Annotated in this window: 19 protein-coding genes and 1 pseudogene; 4 read left to right on the top strand and 16 right to left on the bottom strand. The window is 30.2% G+C overall.

Annotated elements, in window-relative coordinates:
• Window positions 1-19 precede the first annotated feature (19 nt).
• The 3 genes from CIW83_RS23125 to CIW83_RS15725 are packed head-to-tail and all read right to left on the bottom strand — an operon-like array spanning window position 20 to window position 1,480.
• Window positions 20-304 (bottom strand): GNAT family N-acetyltransferase, encoded by a 285-nt coding sequence (locus CIW83_RS23125; RefSeq protein ID WP_201259936.1) that lies wholly within the window; start codon window positions 302-304, stop codon window positions 20-22.
• Entirely contained in the window at window positions 301-870 is a 570-nt protein-coding gene (locus CIW83_RS15730) for an N-acetyltransferase (protein ID WP_201259935.1), read from the bottom strand. Before CIW83_RS15730 ends, CIW83_RS23125 begins: the two co-directional genes overlap by 4 nt.
• A 1-nt stretch (window position 871) precedes the next feature.
• Entirely contained in the window at window positions 872-1,480 is a 609-nt protein-coding gene (locus CIW83_RS15725; RefSeq protein WP_158220148.1) for a TetR/AcrR family transcriptional regulator, read from the bottom strand.
• A gap of 243 nt (window positions 1,481-1,723) precedes the next feature.
• Between CIW83_RS15725 and ychF the strand changes: the two genes are divergently transcribed.
• Together ychF and CIW83_RS15715 are read left to right on the top strand one after the other, a co-directional pair.
• Window positions 1,724-2,821 carry a redox-regulated ATPase YchF gene (ychF, locus tag CIW83_RS15720; protein WP_094902920.1) on the top strand — a complete coding sequence of 366 codons (1,098 nt, stop codon included), beginning with the start codon at window positions 1,724-1,726 and terminating at the stop codon, window positions 2,819-2,821.
• A 295-nt stretch (window positions 2,822-3,116) separates the two neighbouring features.
• Window positions 3,117-3,653, top strand: a complete 537-nt coding sequence (locus tag CIW83_RS15715) for a GNAT family N-acetyltransferase (protein WP_094902918.1) — start codon at window positions 3,117-3,119, stop codon at window positions 3,651-3,653.
• Window positions 3,654-3,731: 78 nt separating this feature from the next.
• On the opposite strand, the gene CIW83_RS15710 is transcribed toward CIW83_RS15715, so the two are convergent.
• The 4 genes and pseudogenes from CIW83_RS15710 to CIW83_RS15695 form a co-directional block, all read right to left on the bottom strand.
• Window positions 3,732-5,489: a serine hydrolase gene (locus CIW83_RS15710; protein ID WP_094902916.1), complete on the bottom strand. Its 1,758-nt coding sequence runs from the start codon at window positions 5,487-5,489 to the stop codon at window positions 3,732-3,734.
• Between the two features lie 180 nt (window positions 5,490-5,669).
• A pseudogene (locus CIW83_RS15705) lies at window positions 5,670-6,457 on the bottom strand (family 1 encapsulin nanocompartment shell protein).
• Between the two features lie 12 nt (window positions 6,458-6,469).
• The gene (locus CIW83_RS15700) at window positions 6,470-6,811 is read right to left on the bottom strand and encodes an encapsulin-associated ferritin-like protein (protein ID WP_094902914.1); all 342 of its coding nucleotides are present in this window, start codon (window positions 6,809-6,811) and stop codon (window positions 6,470-6,472) included.
• Between the two features lie 157 nt (window positions 6,812-6,968).
• Window positions 6,969-7,226, bottom strand: a complete 258-nt coding sequence (locus CIW83_RS15695; RefSeq protein ID WP_094902912.1) for a YkuS family protein — start codon at window positions 7,224-7,226, stop codon at window positions 6,969-6,971.
• Between the two features lie 158 nt (window positions 7,227-7,384).
• Here CIW83_RS15695 and CIW83_RS15690 point away from each other — a divergent pair, with 158 nt between their 5' ends.
• On the top strand, window positions 7,385-7,837 hold the full coding sequence (locus CIW83_RS15690) for a hypothetical protein (protein WP_201259934.1): 453 nt from the start codon (window positions 7,385-7,387) through the stop codon (window positions 7,835-7,837).
• Between the two features lie 102 nt (window positions 7,838-7,939).
• On the opposite strand, the gene CIW83_RS15685 is transcribed toward CIW83_RS15690, so the two are convergent.
• The 4 genes from CIW83_RS15685 to CIW83_RS15670 all read right to left on the bottom strand — a co-directional run bounded on the left by CIW83_RS15685 (window position 7,940) and on the right by CIW83_RS15670 (window position 11,596).
• Complete coding sequence (locus tag CIW83_RS15685; RefSeq protein WP_201259933.1) at window positions 7,940-9,244, bottom strand: MATE family efflux transporter; 1,305 nt, start codon at window positions 9,242-9,244, stop codon at window positions 7,940-7,942.
• A gap of 318 nt (window positions 9,245-9,562) precedes the next feature.
• A complete protein-coding gene (locus CIW83_RS24950) occupies window positions 9,563-9,769 on the bottom strand; it encodes a response regulator transcription factor (protein WP_369819403.1) in 207 nt (68 codons plus the stop codon).
• A 17-nt stretch (window positions 9,770-9,786) separates the two neighbouring features.
• Window positions 9,787-10,206, bottom strand: a complete 420-nt coding sequence (locus CIW83_RS15675; protein WP_094902908.1) for a response regulator transcription factor — start codon at window positions 10,204-10,206, stop codon at window positions 9,787-9,789.
• Window positions 10,199-11,596, bottom strand: a complete 1,398-nt coding sequence (locus CIW83_RS15670) for a sensor histidine kinase (protein WP_094902906.1) — start codon at window positions 11,594-11,596, stop codon at window positions 10,199-10,201. The genes CIW83_RS15675 and CIW83_RS15670 overlap by 8 nt, the downstream gene beginning before the upstream one ends.
• 199 nt (window positions 11,597-11,795) lie before the next feature.
• Between CIW83_RS15670 and CIW83_RS15665 the strand changes: the two genes are divergently transcribed.
• Window positions 11,796-12,578 (top strand): formate/nitrite transporter family protein, encoded by a 783-nt coding sequence (locus CIW83_RS15665; RefSeq protein ID WP_094902904.1) that lies wholly within the window; start codon window positions 11,796-11,798, stop codon window positions 12,576-12,578.
• Window positions 12,579-12,633: 55 nt separating this feature from the next.
• Here CIW83_RS15665 and tlp read toward each other — a convergent pair whose 3' ends face one another.
• From tlp to CIW83_RS15635, 5 genes are all read right to left on the bottom strand, one after another.
• A complete protein-coding gene (gene tlp / locus CIW83_RS15660) occupies window positions 12,634-12,867 on the bottom strand; it encodes a small acid-soluble spore protein Tlp (protein ID WP_094902902.1) in 234 nt (77 codons plus the stop codon).
• 56 nt (window positions 12,868-12,923) lie between these two features.
• The gene (locus CIW83_RS15655) at window positions 12,924-13,130 is read right to left on the bottom strand and encodes an alpha/beta-type small acid-soluble spore protein (protein ID WP_308523964.1); all 207 of its coding nucleotides are present in this window, start codon (window positions 13,128-13,130) and stop codon (window positions 12,924-12,926) included.
• Window positions 13,131-13,706: 576 nt separating this feature from the next.
• Complete coding sequence (locus CIW83_RS15645) at window positions 13,707-14,078, bottom strand: YbaN family protein (protein WP_094902900.1); 372 nt, start codon at window positions 14,076-14,078, stop codon at window positions 13,707-13,709.
• A 139-nt stretch (window positions 14,079-14,217) separates the two neighbouring features.
• Window positions 14,218-14,892 carry an NAD(P)H-dependent oxidoreductase gene (locus CIW83_RS15640; protein WP_094902898.1) on the bottom strand — a complete coding sequence of 225 codons (675 nt, stop codon included), beginning with the start codon at window positions 14,890-14,892 and terminating at the stop codon, window positions 14,218-14,220.
• 1 nt (window position 14,893) lies between these two features.
• Entirely contained in the window at window positions 14,894-15,460 is a 567-nt protein-coding gene (locus tag CIW83_RS15635) for a flavodoxin family protein (RefSeq protein ID WP_094902896.1), read from the bottom strand.
• Window positions 15,461-15,474 lie beyond the last annotated feature (14 nt).

Here is a 15,474-nt window from a genome sequence, read left to right as displayed (position 1 = left end):
ATACCCCGCTTTCATTTTATTAAATAGTTAAATACATTTCATATTGTGATATACTATCTTTTTTGAAATTCATATGTTTTATAAAACCTTCTATACTAGCATTATTAGGGAAATTTATACTCACACTATTTAGATTTAGATCATTAGTTGCTTTTAGAATAAGACTTCTTCCTATTCCTTTTTGGCGATACTGTGGATTAACCCAAATGAAAAAAACCTTTCCATTTTTACTTATACTCATAGCTCCTATTAATTTGTTTTCCTCATAAACTCCATAATAATTCAATCCTTCAAGTTTTTTCATATATCAAAATCATTTTGCCAATTAATATGAATATCCTTTATCTCTTCTGATAAGTTCAAAATAGTATCGAAGGTTACTTCCTCTATATCTATAGCTTCATCTGCTTCTCCCTGTAGTTTATCAATATCTTTAATAGAATAATATTTTATATCATAGACTTTTTCATAACCCAATTTACTATAAAATTTGATAGCTCTATCATTCCCTACTATAACTTCTAAAAACAGCTGTTTACATTTATTGTCTACTGCAGCCCGCCTATGCAGCTGAAATAGATTTTTACTAACTTCTTTTCCACGGTAGTCAGGATGAACACAAAGGGCTCCGCAGCGAATAGTTCTGATTCCTTCATAATCTTTAACACCTCCTAAAATTAATCCTATTGGATTCCCTTCATCTAATGCTATAAATGAATGTTCTAATTGATTTCCTTCTGGTCCAAAGAAACGCTTCATAAAATCCTCCTTAGAGATCTCAAGTTTTATTATATAATCTGAAAAACCGATTCTAAAGGCATTGTACACTTTTTCAAATTCAATATTACTACAATAGTCGTATATGATCATCTTAATCTCCTTTTTCGATTTTTTTCAATATCATATCTATATAATTTTTAACTATATCATGAGTCATACTAATCCCCATTACAGAATTCACAAATCCGATACCATCCATTGAGGATAAAATAATATAGACCATAGATTCTATATCTATATCTTCTTTAAATTCCCCATTATTAATTCCTTGCTGTAGAATCTCTGCTAAAATAGTGTAAAACATCTTATACCTTTCTTTAGCTTTGTCTGCCATATTTGGATTTCTAGAAAGTACAGACCAAAATTCAAAAGTAAAGCGAGACATCTTTTGAATATTTTCATCAAAAAAACCTGTTAAAGTCCAATTTATATAACTAATAATTTTCTCTTTACTTGATTTCACATCCTGATTATTATCCATAAGATTCTTTCTCTGTCTTAATCGTTCTTCTGCAATCTCTAAAAATATGTCTTCCTTACTTTTAAAATAATAATATATCCCCCCTTTACTTATACCTGATGCTCTGACAATATCATCTACAGATGTTTCAGAATAACCTTTTTCTGCAAACAGATCAAATGCATGTTTAATTATCTTTTCCTTTTTAGTTTCTACCCCTTCGTTGCTTGTTTTTGACATATTACCTCCCACAAACCGACTAGTCGGTTTTTTAATTTTATTATATGTTAAATAATTGTAAGATGCAATATTATATCTAAATTTTATATATAAAAAATAGCCCACAAATTTCTTAACAGTCATCTACCATAATGTTGTCATTGCACTTATAGCTTATATACTGTATAATTTCTTTTTGTGTGGTATTTTTTTAATTTAGTTAAAGTTTAATGTAATATTTTTATCATAGAAAGGACATAGAAAATGAAACTTGGAATTGTAGGCCTACCAAATGTAGGGAAAAGTACACTTTTTAATGCAATAACTCAAGCTGGTGCGGAATCTGCTAACTATCCTTTTTGCACTATAGAGCCAAATGTAGGTGTAGTTGCAGTACCAGATGAGAGACTAGAAAAACTAGCAGAAATCTACTCATCAAAGAGAATTCTTCCAACTGCTATTGAATTTTATGATATAGCTGGACTTGTAAAGGGAGCAAGTAATGGAGAAGGTCTTGGAAATAAGTTTTTATCTCATATTCGTGAGGTGGAGGCTATAGTGCATGTAGTTAGATGTTTTGAAAACGTGGATGTAGTCCATGTAGAAGGAAACATTGATCCCCTAAGAGATATCGAAACTATAAATCTAGAGCTAATGTTCTCTGACATGGAGCAATTGGAAAGAAGGTTGGAAAGATCCAGAAAAGCAGCTAAAGGAGATAAGAGTCTTTCTACAGAAATCGAACTCATTCAAAGAACAATTAAAGCCTTAGAAGAAGGAAAATCCGTGAGAACATTGGACTTATCACCTGAAGAAAATGAAATCGTGAAATCTTTTAATCTTCTAAGTTCAAAGCCTGTTATCTATGCAGCAAATGTTTCAGAAAATGACTTAGCTGATGGTGGAAGCTCAAATCCTTATGTAGCTAAAGTAAAAGAATTTGCTTCTACAGAAAATGCAGAAGTAGTCGTAGTAAGTGCACAGATAGAGGCAGAAATTTCATTACTAGATGACGAAGAAAAAGTAGAATTCTTGAAAGACTTAGGTGTTGATAAATCTGGTCTTGATAAATTGATACAAGCATCTTATAGCTTACTAGGACTTATGAGCTTCTTAACAGCAGGACCTATGGAAACAAGAGCTTGGACCATAAAGAAAGGTACATTGGCTCCTCAAGCGGCTGGCAAAATTCACTCAGATATGGAAAGAGGATTTATCAGAGCAGAGGTAATATCATTTGATGATATTATGGCTCATGGGGGTAATTTAGCTTCTGCTAGAGAAAAAGGACTTGTGAGAATTGAAGGAAAAGATTATATAATGAAAGATGGAGATGTAGTATTATTTAGATTTAATGTATAGATAACAAATAATTAAGCATATTCTATAGTAATAGATTAATCCACTATATAGAAAACATATAGTGGATTAATTATATATAAGCTTAAATATAATTGATAACTTTATCGCTATAGGTTTTACTTCTCTGTTATAATAAAAAATATAAGGAAAATTCTGTTTATTATTTAAAAAAGAAGGTGAACCTTATGAGATATATTAGACTCCCTTGTTAATATCCTTTATTACAAAGGTTGCGAGCACCTCCTCTTAAGATTTATAGTTTCAAGTTTTTTCTATAATATTTGGAGGTGTTATTTTGAAAATTATAAATATGAATGAAATTAAAGAGGATTTAATTCTTCAGGCTGCACAAATTCTTACTGATAGTCTCCCCATCGGATGGCCAACCCTTGATGATGCAATTGATGAGATTAAAGAAAGATTGATCCCTGAAAACGTTTTACTTGCTGCTGTAGAGGATAATGAGATTATAGGCTGGGGTGGAATAATTCCCCAATACAATGGTAATGTTTTTGAACTTCATCCATTGGCGGTTAAAGAAAATATGCGAAGGAATGGTGTTGGAGCTGCAATTGTTAGAGCTTTAGAAGATGCAGCACGCAGTCGTGGAGGAATAACAATGCAACTAGGTGCAGATGACGAAGTTAATGATGGAGAAACTTCCTTTGCCAATGTTGACCTATACGATAATTTACCTATGCGTATTGAAAACTTTAATCCTGCCACTCACCAAACTGGCTTCTATATGAAAGTCGGCTATAAAATCATTGGAGTTGTACCTGATGCTAACGGCATAGGAAAACCAGACATCTGGATGGGAAAGCGCTTATAATAATAAAATGACTAACTAACATCAATTTAAAACCCACCTTTGAAATATCAGAGGTGGGTTTTAGAAATTTATTTATATTTATTTCATCTTAATTCCAGTTAGATTCTGTCCATTTTGATCTAATATTAGACTAGTTACTTTTCCGTCCTCACCTTTTACAAAGGTAATCTTGGCTTTTACTATTTTATAAAAATAGCTTTCCTCTGATTCAGGGAATATTTCATATTTATCTTGTCCTGTAACCATAGCATATATCTTTCCTTCTTCTGCTGTAATGGTAATAGTAAATCCCGGGAATATTACATATTCTCCTACATAGTTATCATATAAAGCCTTATCCTTTATTTCTATTTCTTTAATAGGTTCTGGTGTAGTATATTCCTTATCTAGCGTAATAGAAGCTAATGTATATGCCAAACTCATGGTATCATAACCACTTTTATTTGTCAGTACAATAACTGTCAAGTCTTCATCTATATATCTTGCTATATTAGCTGAAAATCCAAGGGTTCCCCCAGTATGAAAAATTTCTTTTCCAAGTTCCGTATCTCTGATAAGCCATCCATATCCATAATCTCCCATACCTTGCATATCTATATATCCTTTAAATATCCTATCTAGACCTTCTTTTTTTACAAGTTGTTCTGTATCTAATGCCCTATCCCATCTATATAAGTCTTCAACTGTGGAATACATATTTCCTGCACCATAAGCTTGACTCAATAAAATTTCATCATCTACAGGAATCAAATCCAGATGTCCTGAATATGCAGTGGCATGATGAATTTCTTTATTTTTTCCGTAACATACTCCAGTATCCTTCATATTCAATGGTCTAAATATATTTTCATGTAAATACTCTTCAAATGTCACTCCGCTTACCTTTTCTATTATCTCACTTAACAATGCATATCCTGTATTGCAGTATTTAAATTGAGTCCCTGGCTCAAACTCTAATGGCTTATCCTTAATAAGGTTAAGCACATCCTCTACCTTAGGATCTTCTGACTCCAAAGCATAAAATTCTGGCAACTCTGTGTAGTTGACTAATCCAGATGTATGGGTCAATAAATTATGTATTGTTATCCCATCCCCATTTGGGAAATCTGGTAAGTATTTCGATATTTTATCTTCTATATTTAACATTTGCTTTTCATCAAGCTGCATAATTGCCATAGCTGTAAACTGCTTTGTAACAGAACCAATTGCAAATCTTGTCTGAGTTTTATTTCTAATATTTTGATCTATATCTGCAAATCCATAGCCTTTATCTAAAATTATATTTCCTTTCTTAGCTATAAGTATGCTTCCATTAAAGTTTTCATATTTATGCAATAGTTCCATATAATTATTTAATTCATTATTGACTCCAACATAGGATTGAAAATAATCTTCATTATTCTTTTTTATCTGATTTATTCTTAAACTCTGTGTTTTTGCATCCCATCCCACAACTAAATCCAATGCATCGCTCAAAAATGATAGTGGAACAAAAGTTTTACCGTCTACGGCTATTATATTCGTCTTCAAATCAATCTCTTTTTGATTAAGTACAATAATAGATTTTCCTATATTGAGCTGAATATTACTGTTTCCATTAGAAAGAGTGATGTTTTGATTACCATTCCAAGTTATAGAATGTCCCAACTTCTCAGCAATGTCACGTAATGGATACATAAGCTTTCCATCTTGATTTAAAAAGGCATTGTTCTCTAATTCAATTACTTCTTCATTTAATATTATTCGGATTTTAGAACTCGTTTCACTTAATGCATTAAATGGTATACCTAAAATTAAGATAAATGATAATATTAAAGATATTAGCCGTCTTGACATATATATTCTCCCCCTCAATTAATATAATTAATTATATTTTATACTAATTTTATGCTATAAGAAAGGTATTCTTCATTTAATTAAAATATCGTAATAAAAAAATAAGTATTGAAAAAAAGAATCTGTCTCAAAATGATTAAAATAATCATTTTGAGACAGATTCTTTTATATTGGAAAACCTTATTTCAATGTATATTTAACTATTATAGATGGGTCTAACACTCTAAAAGTAAAAGACTCTGTAGCAAATAATCTTACCATTTCACTAGTGTGAGTTTGATATCCTATTGTAAAGTCTCTACCAATAGTAAGTTCTAGGTCATCATGATTATATGGTAATAAATATGCACCATCTACTACATGGCTAAATACAATTTTGCCACCAATTAATTTTTCAATTCTCTCATCTAATGGATATGCTGTTTCTTTAGCTATAATTCTTTTATATGCTTCTTCATTTACAACTAAAGTAAAAGGTCTTTCTACATAGGATTTTTTTAGTTCAATTAACCCCTTAGTTATTGCTTCCATTATAGCTGTAGGATCTTTTCCAAATGGTATTTCCTGCAATTCAACTGAATCATTTATTCCATTTATTGAAGCACTTTTTAACCCATTATATATTGCATTGTCTTCAAATAATGCAATGCTTTTCATTGCTTTCTCCAGTGGTTCATAGTTAATATCTTTAGCTCCTCGTGCGATATTATCTAATTCCCATCTATGCATTTCAAATTCTACTCTTGCCTCTGTCAAGGGTAAAACCTCATAATTACCGTAATAAACACCTTCCGAGTCTTGAATATTAGTTAATCTACCTTCTGTAATTACGTTGTAATCAAGCCCTTTGGCCCATTTACCTTCACCACTTTTCTAGCAGACAAGTAGGATTTTAGAACTTCTTTTGCCCTTTTATCTATTTCATTCCAAGCTTCATTAGATATAGGTGCTAATTCTCTATATAACATATATTATCCCTCCTATTTTAAATCCCCGATATTTAGATTTGATTCATCCTCAAACACTGATTTAATTTGCTCCTCTAAATGTGATATAGGTCCTTCTGTAAATAAGTAGGCTCTAAGCTCTTCATCCCATTTATCCATATTCCTTCTTAACCATTCTAAAAGCATACAAGCATGTTCTATCTCTTCATCTCTGTTATGTGCCATTATAGCCTTCAGTTCCATGTCCCTTGAAGCATCAACTCTTTGATTGTACCAATCAACAGCCTCTATCTCTTCCTTCAGACTATTTATAGCCCTTGATATGTTTAAAGTTTTTTCGTCCAACTTCCCGACTGGTTCATGATATTCGCTCATATTTAATACCTCCCGTTATTTTTTTTATCATTTTTAAATTACCCTATTAAAGTGTTGCTAAACAATTATAATATGTATGATTATAATTTAGAACCTCCTAACAAATAGCCTGTATAGCATAAATATTAAATACTATACAGGCTGATTTATAAAAAATCTAACGGAGTTGTTGTTCAAGTCTATCTTTTACTTCTTGTGGAGTTAATCCTTTAGCATTTATTACCGGTGCTTTAGTTTCTGTGTCACTAATCCCTAGCATATCCGTATTGTATCCTGCTGTTACAATAGCATCAAGGCCACTTAATTTTGATATATTGTTATCTATTGACTCACTTAATGCTTCTACAGAATAACCTTCCTTAATTAGGTAACCTGCTATATTATTTAATCCTTTTTCCACACCAATTTTTTTCATATTTATCACCTCTAGAGTATTTTGCACAAATTAATAATATAATATACTCTGTATATTAATAACTCTCTTTTGGTTATTGTTGAAAATTATAACTATAATAATAAAATAAATTTGTGGAAAAGTATATATATACTATAATTCATACTGGAGGAATAAAAATGACAGTAAAAGGTTATTTTGGAGAAATAAGTGCCGCAAATGATGCTGTTAAAGAACTTAAAAATGCAGGTTTTAGTGGTGCTTTTGTAGATATTAACGATCATTATATTGGAAATAGAAATATTAAAACAAATAATCCAGGAACAAGTACAGCACCTAGCCTCTCTCAATTAGTTTTAAACTCTGGTTCGACTGGCTTAAATGAAGGAAATTCTCCCTTAGCTGCTGCTAGCCCTATGGTTAGTGGAATGGGTTCTTTTGAAGAAGTTGCAAGTATAAATTACGTTGTTAGTGTAGATGCTAATAGTGAGGATTCTCAGAAGGCTAGAGATATTCTTAAGAGTAATGGCGGATATTTAGGTGATCCAAATGTTAGTAGAGAAAAAGCTATATCTACTGCTGAGGTTGATTTAGAAAAGGCTATCTCCAGACTAGATGACAATCTATATTAAAAAATACTCCCAAAGGAGTATTTTTCTTATGCAGCTATATTTATACTATTTAATTCTTCCACAACATTTCTTATCCATTTTTTAGAGCGAAGTCGTTTAGCCTCAAAAAAATATTTTTACAACCTCCTCCAAGGATATTATAAAAAATACTTTTTCCAACGGTAATTTAAAATATGTTGCTGCAATAAATCCTGCTGGAATAGCAAAACACCAAATTGTTCCAAGTTGTACTAACATGGAATATGTCGTATCTCCCCCTCCTCTAAATATTCCTACTATCATAAGGACATTGAAAAACCTAAGTGGTGCAAAAAAGGCCATGATTTTAAGTACTGTAATTGTAATATCTAATGTATCCTTATTGATCTTAAATAATCCTACAACTGCAGGAGATGCAATCCATAATGATATTCCTGTTATTAATCCTACAATTGGAGCAAATATACCTAACTTTATTGCATAATTAATTGCTATCTTTTCTTCACCTGCTCCAATTTTATTTCCTATCATAATAGCTGCTGCATTAGCAAGTCCTATGGAAAAAACCATAAACAAATTATTGATAGTACTCGCTATCTGCATACTAGCTACCTCACGAATACCTATTTTAGCATATATTATTGAATATACAGATAATCCTATGGACCATACCAACTCGTTAATTATTACCGATGAAGATGTTTTAAAATACATCTTAACGAATTCATGGTCAAATCCTATAATATTTTTTAGTTTACTAGGAATAACTGAGTTAGACTTATAGGCACAGACAATTATAAACATCATCTCTACAAATCTAGCTATACTAGTAGCTATGGCTGCCCCTACTACGCCCATTGCAGGAAATCCAAAATGTCCAAATATAAAAACCCAGTTAAGAAAAGCATTTGTTAGTACACCTATTAGACTTCCAAACATTGGTAATCTTGCAATACCAATACATCTTAATGTTGTAGAATAGGCTTGAGTAATACTAGTAAGTACAAAGGTTACTGAAATAATTCTAATATACTGAACTCCTAAATTTATAACTTCAGTATCCTTAGTAAATACTTTTATTATTTCTCTAGGAAATAAAGATGCTGGAATAAAAAATAAAAATGAAACTATAAGGCTCAAAATCATATCTAATCCTAACATCTTTCTTATATTTGAAATATCCTTTTTACCCCAAAATTGGGACATAAATATGCCTGCTCCTGCATTAATTCCTGTTAAACATAACATGAATATAAAAAAATATTGATTAACTAAACCTACAGCTGCAATGGAACTTTCTCCAAGTCTTCCTATCATTAAATTATCAACCATATTTAGAGATGAACTAATTAAGTTCTGTAAAGTTATAGGTATAACTAATGTAAGAATTGCAAGGAAGAACCTCTTGTCTTTTAATGTCTTTTTCATTTACGTCATCCTCCTATTTTTTAACACAAAAAAGCAAATGGGTATTGGAAGCCGCCCATCTGCCTTTATATTTATTATATATTTGATTAAATTTACATAATAAATTATACAGAAAGATTATATAACAGTCAATATCTTTCTAAATACTTATAAAGCTTAAAAGCCAGTCTACGTTAATAGTAAACTGACTTCTTCATCTTTTGTGCTTAAATTGTTCTTTATCTTTTGTGTAAGTGTAAAAACTTCATATTAATAATTTACCATGTAAAAAAAGGATTTCATATTCTGAATTTTGTCCCTAAGCTAGGTACATTTGTCCTATCTTAAGTTCCTTTTTCTAATCCAATAACTAGCTGCCTCTGTTCTATTTGAAACATTTATCTTTTTAAAAATATTACTAATATAATTTCGAACAGTTTTATCTGAAATTGACAATGATTCTGCTATCTCCTTATTGGTTTTACCTAAACTAAGAGCTTGTAATATTTTCGTTTCTCTCGGACTGAACTCCGAACTTTCTTCTATTTTCTGATTGTCTAGCTTTATACTATTAAAAACTCCCTCTGTAACAGAAGGTCCAGCACTGAATCCCCATTATATACAGACAATATAGTTTTTATTAACTCTTCTGATTCAATATTTTTTAATAAATATCCATCAGCCCCCGCCCTAATGGTTTCCATAACTATATGCTCCTCTGCATAAGCTGTTAAAATAATAATTTTGATATTTGGAAATAAATTCTTGATACTAATACAACCACTTACTCCGTCACCATCAGGAAGCTTAAAATCTAATAGGATAACATCTGGATTAGTATTAATAGCCATCATAATAGCCTCTTTTAATGTTGCTGCCTCTCCACATACCTCTAAACCATCATTTAATTGCAACAATAGTCTTAATCCGTCTCTAACCACACTATGATCATCTACTAATAAGACCTTTATCTTATCATTCATGTCTTGTATCCCCCCAAGGTATCATAATCTCCACTTTTGTACCATTCCCTATTTTATCAATATTAAGTGTTCCTCCAATTCTCTTAGCCCTTTCTTCCATGGAACTAATCCCAAAATGTTTTTCAACATTCATACCCTTCATAGAAATTCCTAAACCGTTATCTATTACTTTAATATATAGAAAATCATACTTACTCTCTAATAAAACTTCTGCATAAATAGCCTTAGAATGCTTAATTACATTGCTAATAGCCTCCTGAACTATATAATAAATTTGCGTAGATTTCTCTGGAGATAAATGCCCATAGTTTGTTTGAGATGTATTACTTTTGAACTCTATTGGGATATCCTGATTTTCATTGAACTTCCTTACTAATTGTTGAAGACTATAGTTTAAATCCTCCATTTCTATAATTTCCAATGTACTTGATGACAAAAATTCACGAGTCTTATCTATTGTATTATTTAAGTCAATTTTTATTTCCTTCAACATAGGCTCTATACTATCTTCCGATTTATTTTTTATCAAATATTCTACCTTTAGTCCTGCTGCATATAGGCTTTGTATTATACTGTCATGTATCTCTAGTCCCAGCTTTCTTCTTTCTTCAGAGGCTATTCTACGTTCTTCCAATCTATTTATCTTTTCTTTCTGTTCCCAACCAAATGTATCTATTACCTTAATTAATAGAAAATTAATAGTTATTCCAACAGATGCTTTAAATATTTGAATGGGAAATTGAAAAATTTCTAGAAATAAATTATCATTAATAATATTAGCAGGGAAAAAATCCATCTTTTTTACAATAAGTCCATCTAAAAAGCCATAGATTAAAAATATACATGCTAATCCTTTATATCTTTTAGCCATACTATTAGATTTTCTTTTCTCTATGATTTTACCATTTAAGTACAAGGCAATAGCCGATACTGCACCGCCCGAAAGTGCCATTATATATCTTAGTACTATAATGTTATATTTTGGATTTAACATAAGATAATCTTGTCCATAATAAACAGATAATAAAATAAAACCCGTCAGCCACACTAAAAACAATATAATAGGAACTTTAAGAATAATCTTTCGATATCTATGTTTTAATGGTAATAAACTAATTCCAAAAATCATCAAATAGGCAAATGAAACTGCTTTTAAAAAATATTTTATAATAAATAAAAAAGTATGTAGATGGGAATAAATATCTAGGATTTCAATCATTGTAATCCATTCTGTTATACCATGACTAATGCCAAAGTATCCTAAATATTTCAATGATTTTACCAGTGGTAAATCAGTCACTTCTGCATCTTTTCCTTGAATGGAAAATATCCCCATATTGATAAATGCAAATCCATAAATTAGATATAAGAGAAAATAATCTCTAGCCATATAAAACTCTCCCAAATGTATTTTGTTAATAAATTTGCTTCTATTATAACATAGTACTTAATTATAATCATATTCTTGAAAACTAATCTATTTTTTTATTATAATCCTTAATTTTCATTACTGTATTATTTTTTAATATATAGAGAAAATATTAATACAGAATAATTTATATCACAAAATATGAAGGTAGGTAATGCACATGGAGAAGAAATTTCTTGCACCCTCTGAAGTAGCAAAATCAATCATTGCCTCAGCAGAAACAAAAGCAAGTTTATCAGTAACTAGGCTACTAATCCTTGGAATAATGGCTGGAGCCTATATTGGTTTTGGAGCCTTTGGTGATATTGTAATCATGCAAACCTTAGGTAATATAGATGTTGGACTAATGAAATTCGCAGGTGGTTTAGTTTTTCCTGTCGGTCTAATGCTTGTAGTTTTTTCAGGTTCCGAGCTTTTCACTGGAAATAATTTAATGACTATGGCTATAATGGATAAAAAAATATCTGTATATGGATTATTGAGAAATTGGTTCTTAGTATATTTGGGAAACTTCATAGGCTCTTTAACTCTGGCTTACCTTATACACAAATCATACCTGGTAAGTCAAAGTGTGCTAGATGTTACACTTAATATAGGTAGTTCTAAAATGTCTTTAAGTTTTCAAACCGCACTTATACGAGGAGTACTGTGTAATATATTAGTCTGCCTTGCAGTATGGATGGCTGCAGCAGCACAAGATATAATTTCAAGGATATTTGTTATATGGTTTCCCATAATGTTGTTTGTTTTATCTGGATATGAACATAGTGTGGCTAATATGTTTTTTTTACCATTAGCAAAGTACTCGGGACTTAATACTACTTGGTCTAATATATGGTTTTCAAACTTAATTCCAGTGACATTGGGCAATATTTTAGGCGGTGGAGTAATAATACCTATTGCCAATTACATCACCTATATACTTCCGGAGAAAAATAAGTAATAGAAAAAAACATGGGTATCATTCTACCCATGCCTTATTTTACATTCAATTTCATTTACTTGTAATTATTTTCTCTTGCTATTGCCTCATCTTTAATTTCTTCTTTCATTCCCTTTAGAGATTCTTCTCTCCTTTTATTTTTCTCCATTAATGCTTCTTTAGTCTTTTCATCATCTGTTTTTGCAATCACTTCTTCTGCAAGATTGTAATTTTTAATTGTATTGTCAATATTAAATTGTATCTTCTCAACATTATCTCTTCTATCATCTGGTTTTGGTTTATTATTCATAATCTGCACCTCCTTATTTTTAATAATTTTTTCATCTAAAGATGACCACAATCTTATTATTTATCTATAAGCTGTTTTTGTCCCATTTCAACTAATTTCTTAGTCATCATTCCACCTACTGTACCAGCAGTAAATATATTCTCTATGGGATCTAAATTTGAAAGATTATTTGATAAGCCCATTTCATTGGCTATCTCCATTTTCATTTCTTCTAAAGCTCTTACAGCATTAGAATTCAATGGTCTTTTTGCCAAAATTCTCACCTCTATATCAAAGTTTTATTCTTTATTATTTTGTATGTTTTAACGATTTTAAATACTAGGTAATTTAATGAAAGTATAAGATAAATATTTACTGACTTTATTATAATTCACATATTTCAAAGTTCATCTTTATATTATTTATAATAATTTAATCAAATAAGGAGAGAAGCATATGTCATATGATTTGAGTAAAAGTACTGAAAAATTCAAAACATTTTTGGAATAAGTTGGGTCAAATTTAAATGTAATTGAATTTTGTGCTTCAACTAGAACTGCTCAAGAGGCGGCAGATGCAGTAGGACATAATGTATCTCAAATAGATAAATCTTTAATTTTTAAAGGATAAACATTTCAAAACCTATATTAATAGTTGCAAGTGGTATAAATTTAGGGCAAATGAAAAAACAATAAAAACAATAGACAATTATATTGGGGAAAAATTAGAAAAGACAGATACTGGCACATCTCATGCTGTATTTAAACTGATTCTGCAAATTTTATTAGAAATAATACAGGAAAATATAATTTATATCAAATAACTTAGAGCTACAAAATATTAAATGTTTTGTGAATCAATTATTCTTTCTTAGTCTTTATCTCAAAGATAAAATAATAATACTTGAAAATTGCTATCAATATTATAAACAATTTAATAAATACCTTTCCTACAATTATTAATGGAAATAATAACATTAAATCAGAGATCAACATTATTGTTATTTTTCTCTTTAATGTCATTGACCTATCTCTAATAAAATCTTCTGCATAATCTTTGTATAATTTTGTGCTTTTAAGCCATAAGTCAAATTTCTCAGATCCCTTTACAAAAAACATAGATGCTAATATCAAAAATGGTGTTGTTGGTAATACAGGTATAATGACTCCTATCATTCCAATTACCATAGAAATAATTCCTAATGTGATGAATATTAGATTATATAACTTCATTGGACTTTTTCTCCTTTATGGATCTGTAATTATAGAATAATTATACCTTATATATAGAAACAAAGATATCTTAAGCTGTCTATCATATTAAAACAATATTAAAAATCCCCTTATAAGAAGATTTTTAGGTGAATTATATTTATTTTATATAAGGCTTTATATATAAGCTTTTATGAGCATTAAACTTCCTAGCCTGAATCTTCCATCCTCTATTAGCAATTAATGTATATAACCAACTAGGTATTATTTCTTTTGATACTAAATTTATTGCCTCTAAAGGGATACTTTCATTCTTAGCTATTTTATCTATAGTTATATCTAAAGATTTTACTATATTCCTAGTCATGCCGCCTAAGTTTTTAATTGGCATGCCATTTATTGCAGGACTGCATCCTATTGCAAGACCACCAAGCCATTGAAATCCAGCATTATCTGCAAATATTTTACATATTTTAAGAGCTGTATTACTATGAAATGATTCTGGAAAACCATTATTTACAATAGAAATAAACCTTTGGCTTTTAGAATTTGACATTCCTTTTCTATTTTGTCCTATAAGCTCAAAAGCTTTAATCAAAGGAGATGGTAAACTGTCCACGTATAAAGGGGCAGAAACTATAACTATATCAGCATCATTTACCTTGGCAAATAGACCTTCTACATCATCTTTTAGAATAGAAATTATATGAAGTTTCTCAGAAATATATCCTTTTTTATTCAGCCCTTCAAGTAAATAATTTCCTAGGGATTCGGAGGTACTGTTTTTCTTTTTAGGACTTCCAATTAATAACAATGCCTTTTTCTCATTTAACATATTATATCCCCTTTCTATGACTTAACTTCTCTTTTAATTGATATTTTATCTGTTCTTCTGATTTATTATGTATAGTTCCTCCGCTGAAAGAATTATACCAATTTAAAGAGTTTCTCTTGAGAAGATTATTAAATACTTCTTCCATTTCATTGTCTTCTTCTGACATCAATCCTAACACTACTACCTCTGGATATGTTTTATATCTCTCCTTATGATGCACTTCTCCACTAATCTTTTTAAAGAATGGAAGTAATAAAGGAATTATTCTATCTAAAGCCTTTTTAAGTTCAGATGAATATCCTCCATAGACTACAGGCGTAAGATATACTACTAAATCCATATTAATTATAGTTTCTGTAAGCACTCGTCCATAATCATCTATTACACAAATTCCAGGAGTCTTTACCCAGCAGCCAAAACACCCCATACATTCTCCTATTTTCTTTTCATTGAGTACAATAGATTCTACTTCATAACCATGTTCAATAAGTGTCTCTTCAGTAAGCTTGTTTATTCTTTCCATACTTTGGTCGTTTTCTAATGCACCGTTAAGTATTAATGCTTTCACCTATACATACCTCC

This window comes from Tissierella sp. P1, assembly GCF_002266425.1.
In the GTDB taxonomy this organism is placed as follows: domain Bacteria; phylum Bacillota; class Clostridia; order Tissierellales; family Tissierellaceae; genus Tissierella; species Tissierella carlieri.
The sequence above is the reverse complement of the archived record's forward strand: the minus strand, read 5'-3'. Positions and strand labels throughout refer to the sequence as shown.

Excerpts from the sequence above, each read along its gene's own strand:
- CIW83_RS15675 (WP_094902908.1), bottom strand. The coding sequence starts at position 10,206 with ATGAATGATAAGATAAAGGTCTTATTAGTAGATGATCATAGTGTGGTT.
- CIW83_RS15700 (WP_094902914.1), bottom strand. The coding sequence starts at position 6,811 with ATGAGCGAATATCATGAACCAGTCGGGAAGTTGGACGAAAAAACTTTA.
- CIW83_RS15665 (WP_094902904.1), top strand. The coding sequence starts at position 11,796 with ATGGAGAAGAAATTTCTTGCACCCTCTGAAGTAGCAAAATCAATCATT.
- CIW83_RS15710 (WP_094902916.1), bottom strand. The coding sequence starts at position 5,489 with ATGTCAAGACGGCTAATATCTTTAATATTATCATTTATCTTAATTTTA.
- CIW83_RS15695 (WP_094902912.1), bottom strand. The coding sequence starts at position 7,226 with ATGAAAAAAATTGGTGTGGAAAAAGGATTAAATAATATAGCAGGTTAC.
- CIW83_RS15730 (WP_201259935.1), bottom strand. The coding sequence starts at position 870 with ATGATCATATACGACTATTGTAGTAATATTGAATTTGAAAAAGTGTAC.
- CIW83_RS15640 (WP_094902898.1), bottom strand. The coding sequence starts at position 14,892 with ATGTTAAATGAGAAAAAGGCATTGTTATTAATTGGAAGTCCTAAAAAG.
- CIW83_RS15645 (WP_094902900.1), bottom strand. The coding sequence starts at position 14,078 with ATGAAGTTATATAATCTAATATTCATCACATTAGGAATTATTTCTATG.
- tlp (WP_094902902.1), bottom strand. The coding sequence starts at position 12,867 with ATGAATAATAAACCAAAACCAGATGATAGAAGAGATAATGTTGAGAAG.
- CIW83_RS15685 (WP_201259933.1), bottom strand. The coding sequence starts at position 9,244 with ATGAAAAAGACATTAAAAGACAAGAGGTTCTTCCTTGCAATTCTTACA.
- CIW83_RS15690 (WP_201259934.1), top strand. The coding sequence starts at position 7,385 with ATGACAGTAAAAGGTTATTTTGGAGAAATAAGTGCCGCAAATGATGCT.
- CIW83_RS23125 (WP_201259936.1), bottom strand. The coding sequence starts at position 304 with ATGAAAAAACTTGAAGGATTGAATTATTATGGAGTTTATGAGGAAAAC.
- ychF (WP_094902920.1), top strand. The coding sequence starts at position 1,724 with ATGAAACTTGGAATTGTAGGCCTACCAAATGTAGGGAAAAGTACACTT.
- CIW83_RS15725 (WP_158220148.1), bottom strand. The coding sequence starts at position 1,480 with ATGTCAAAAACAAGCAACGAAGGGGTAGAAACTAAAAAGGAAAAGATA.
- CIW83_RS15670 (WP_094902906.1), bottom strand. The coding sequence starts at position 11,596 with ATGGCTAGAGATTATTTTCTCTTATATCTAATTTATGGATTTGCATTT.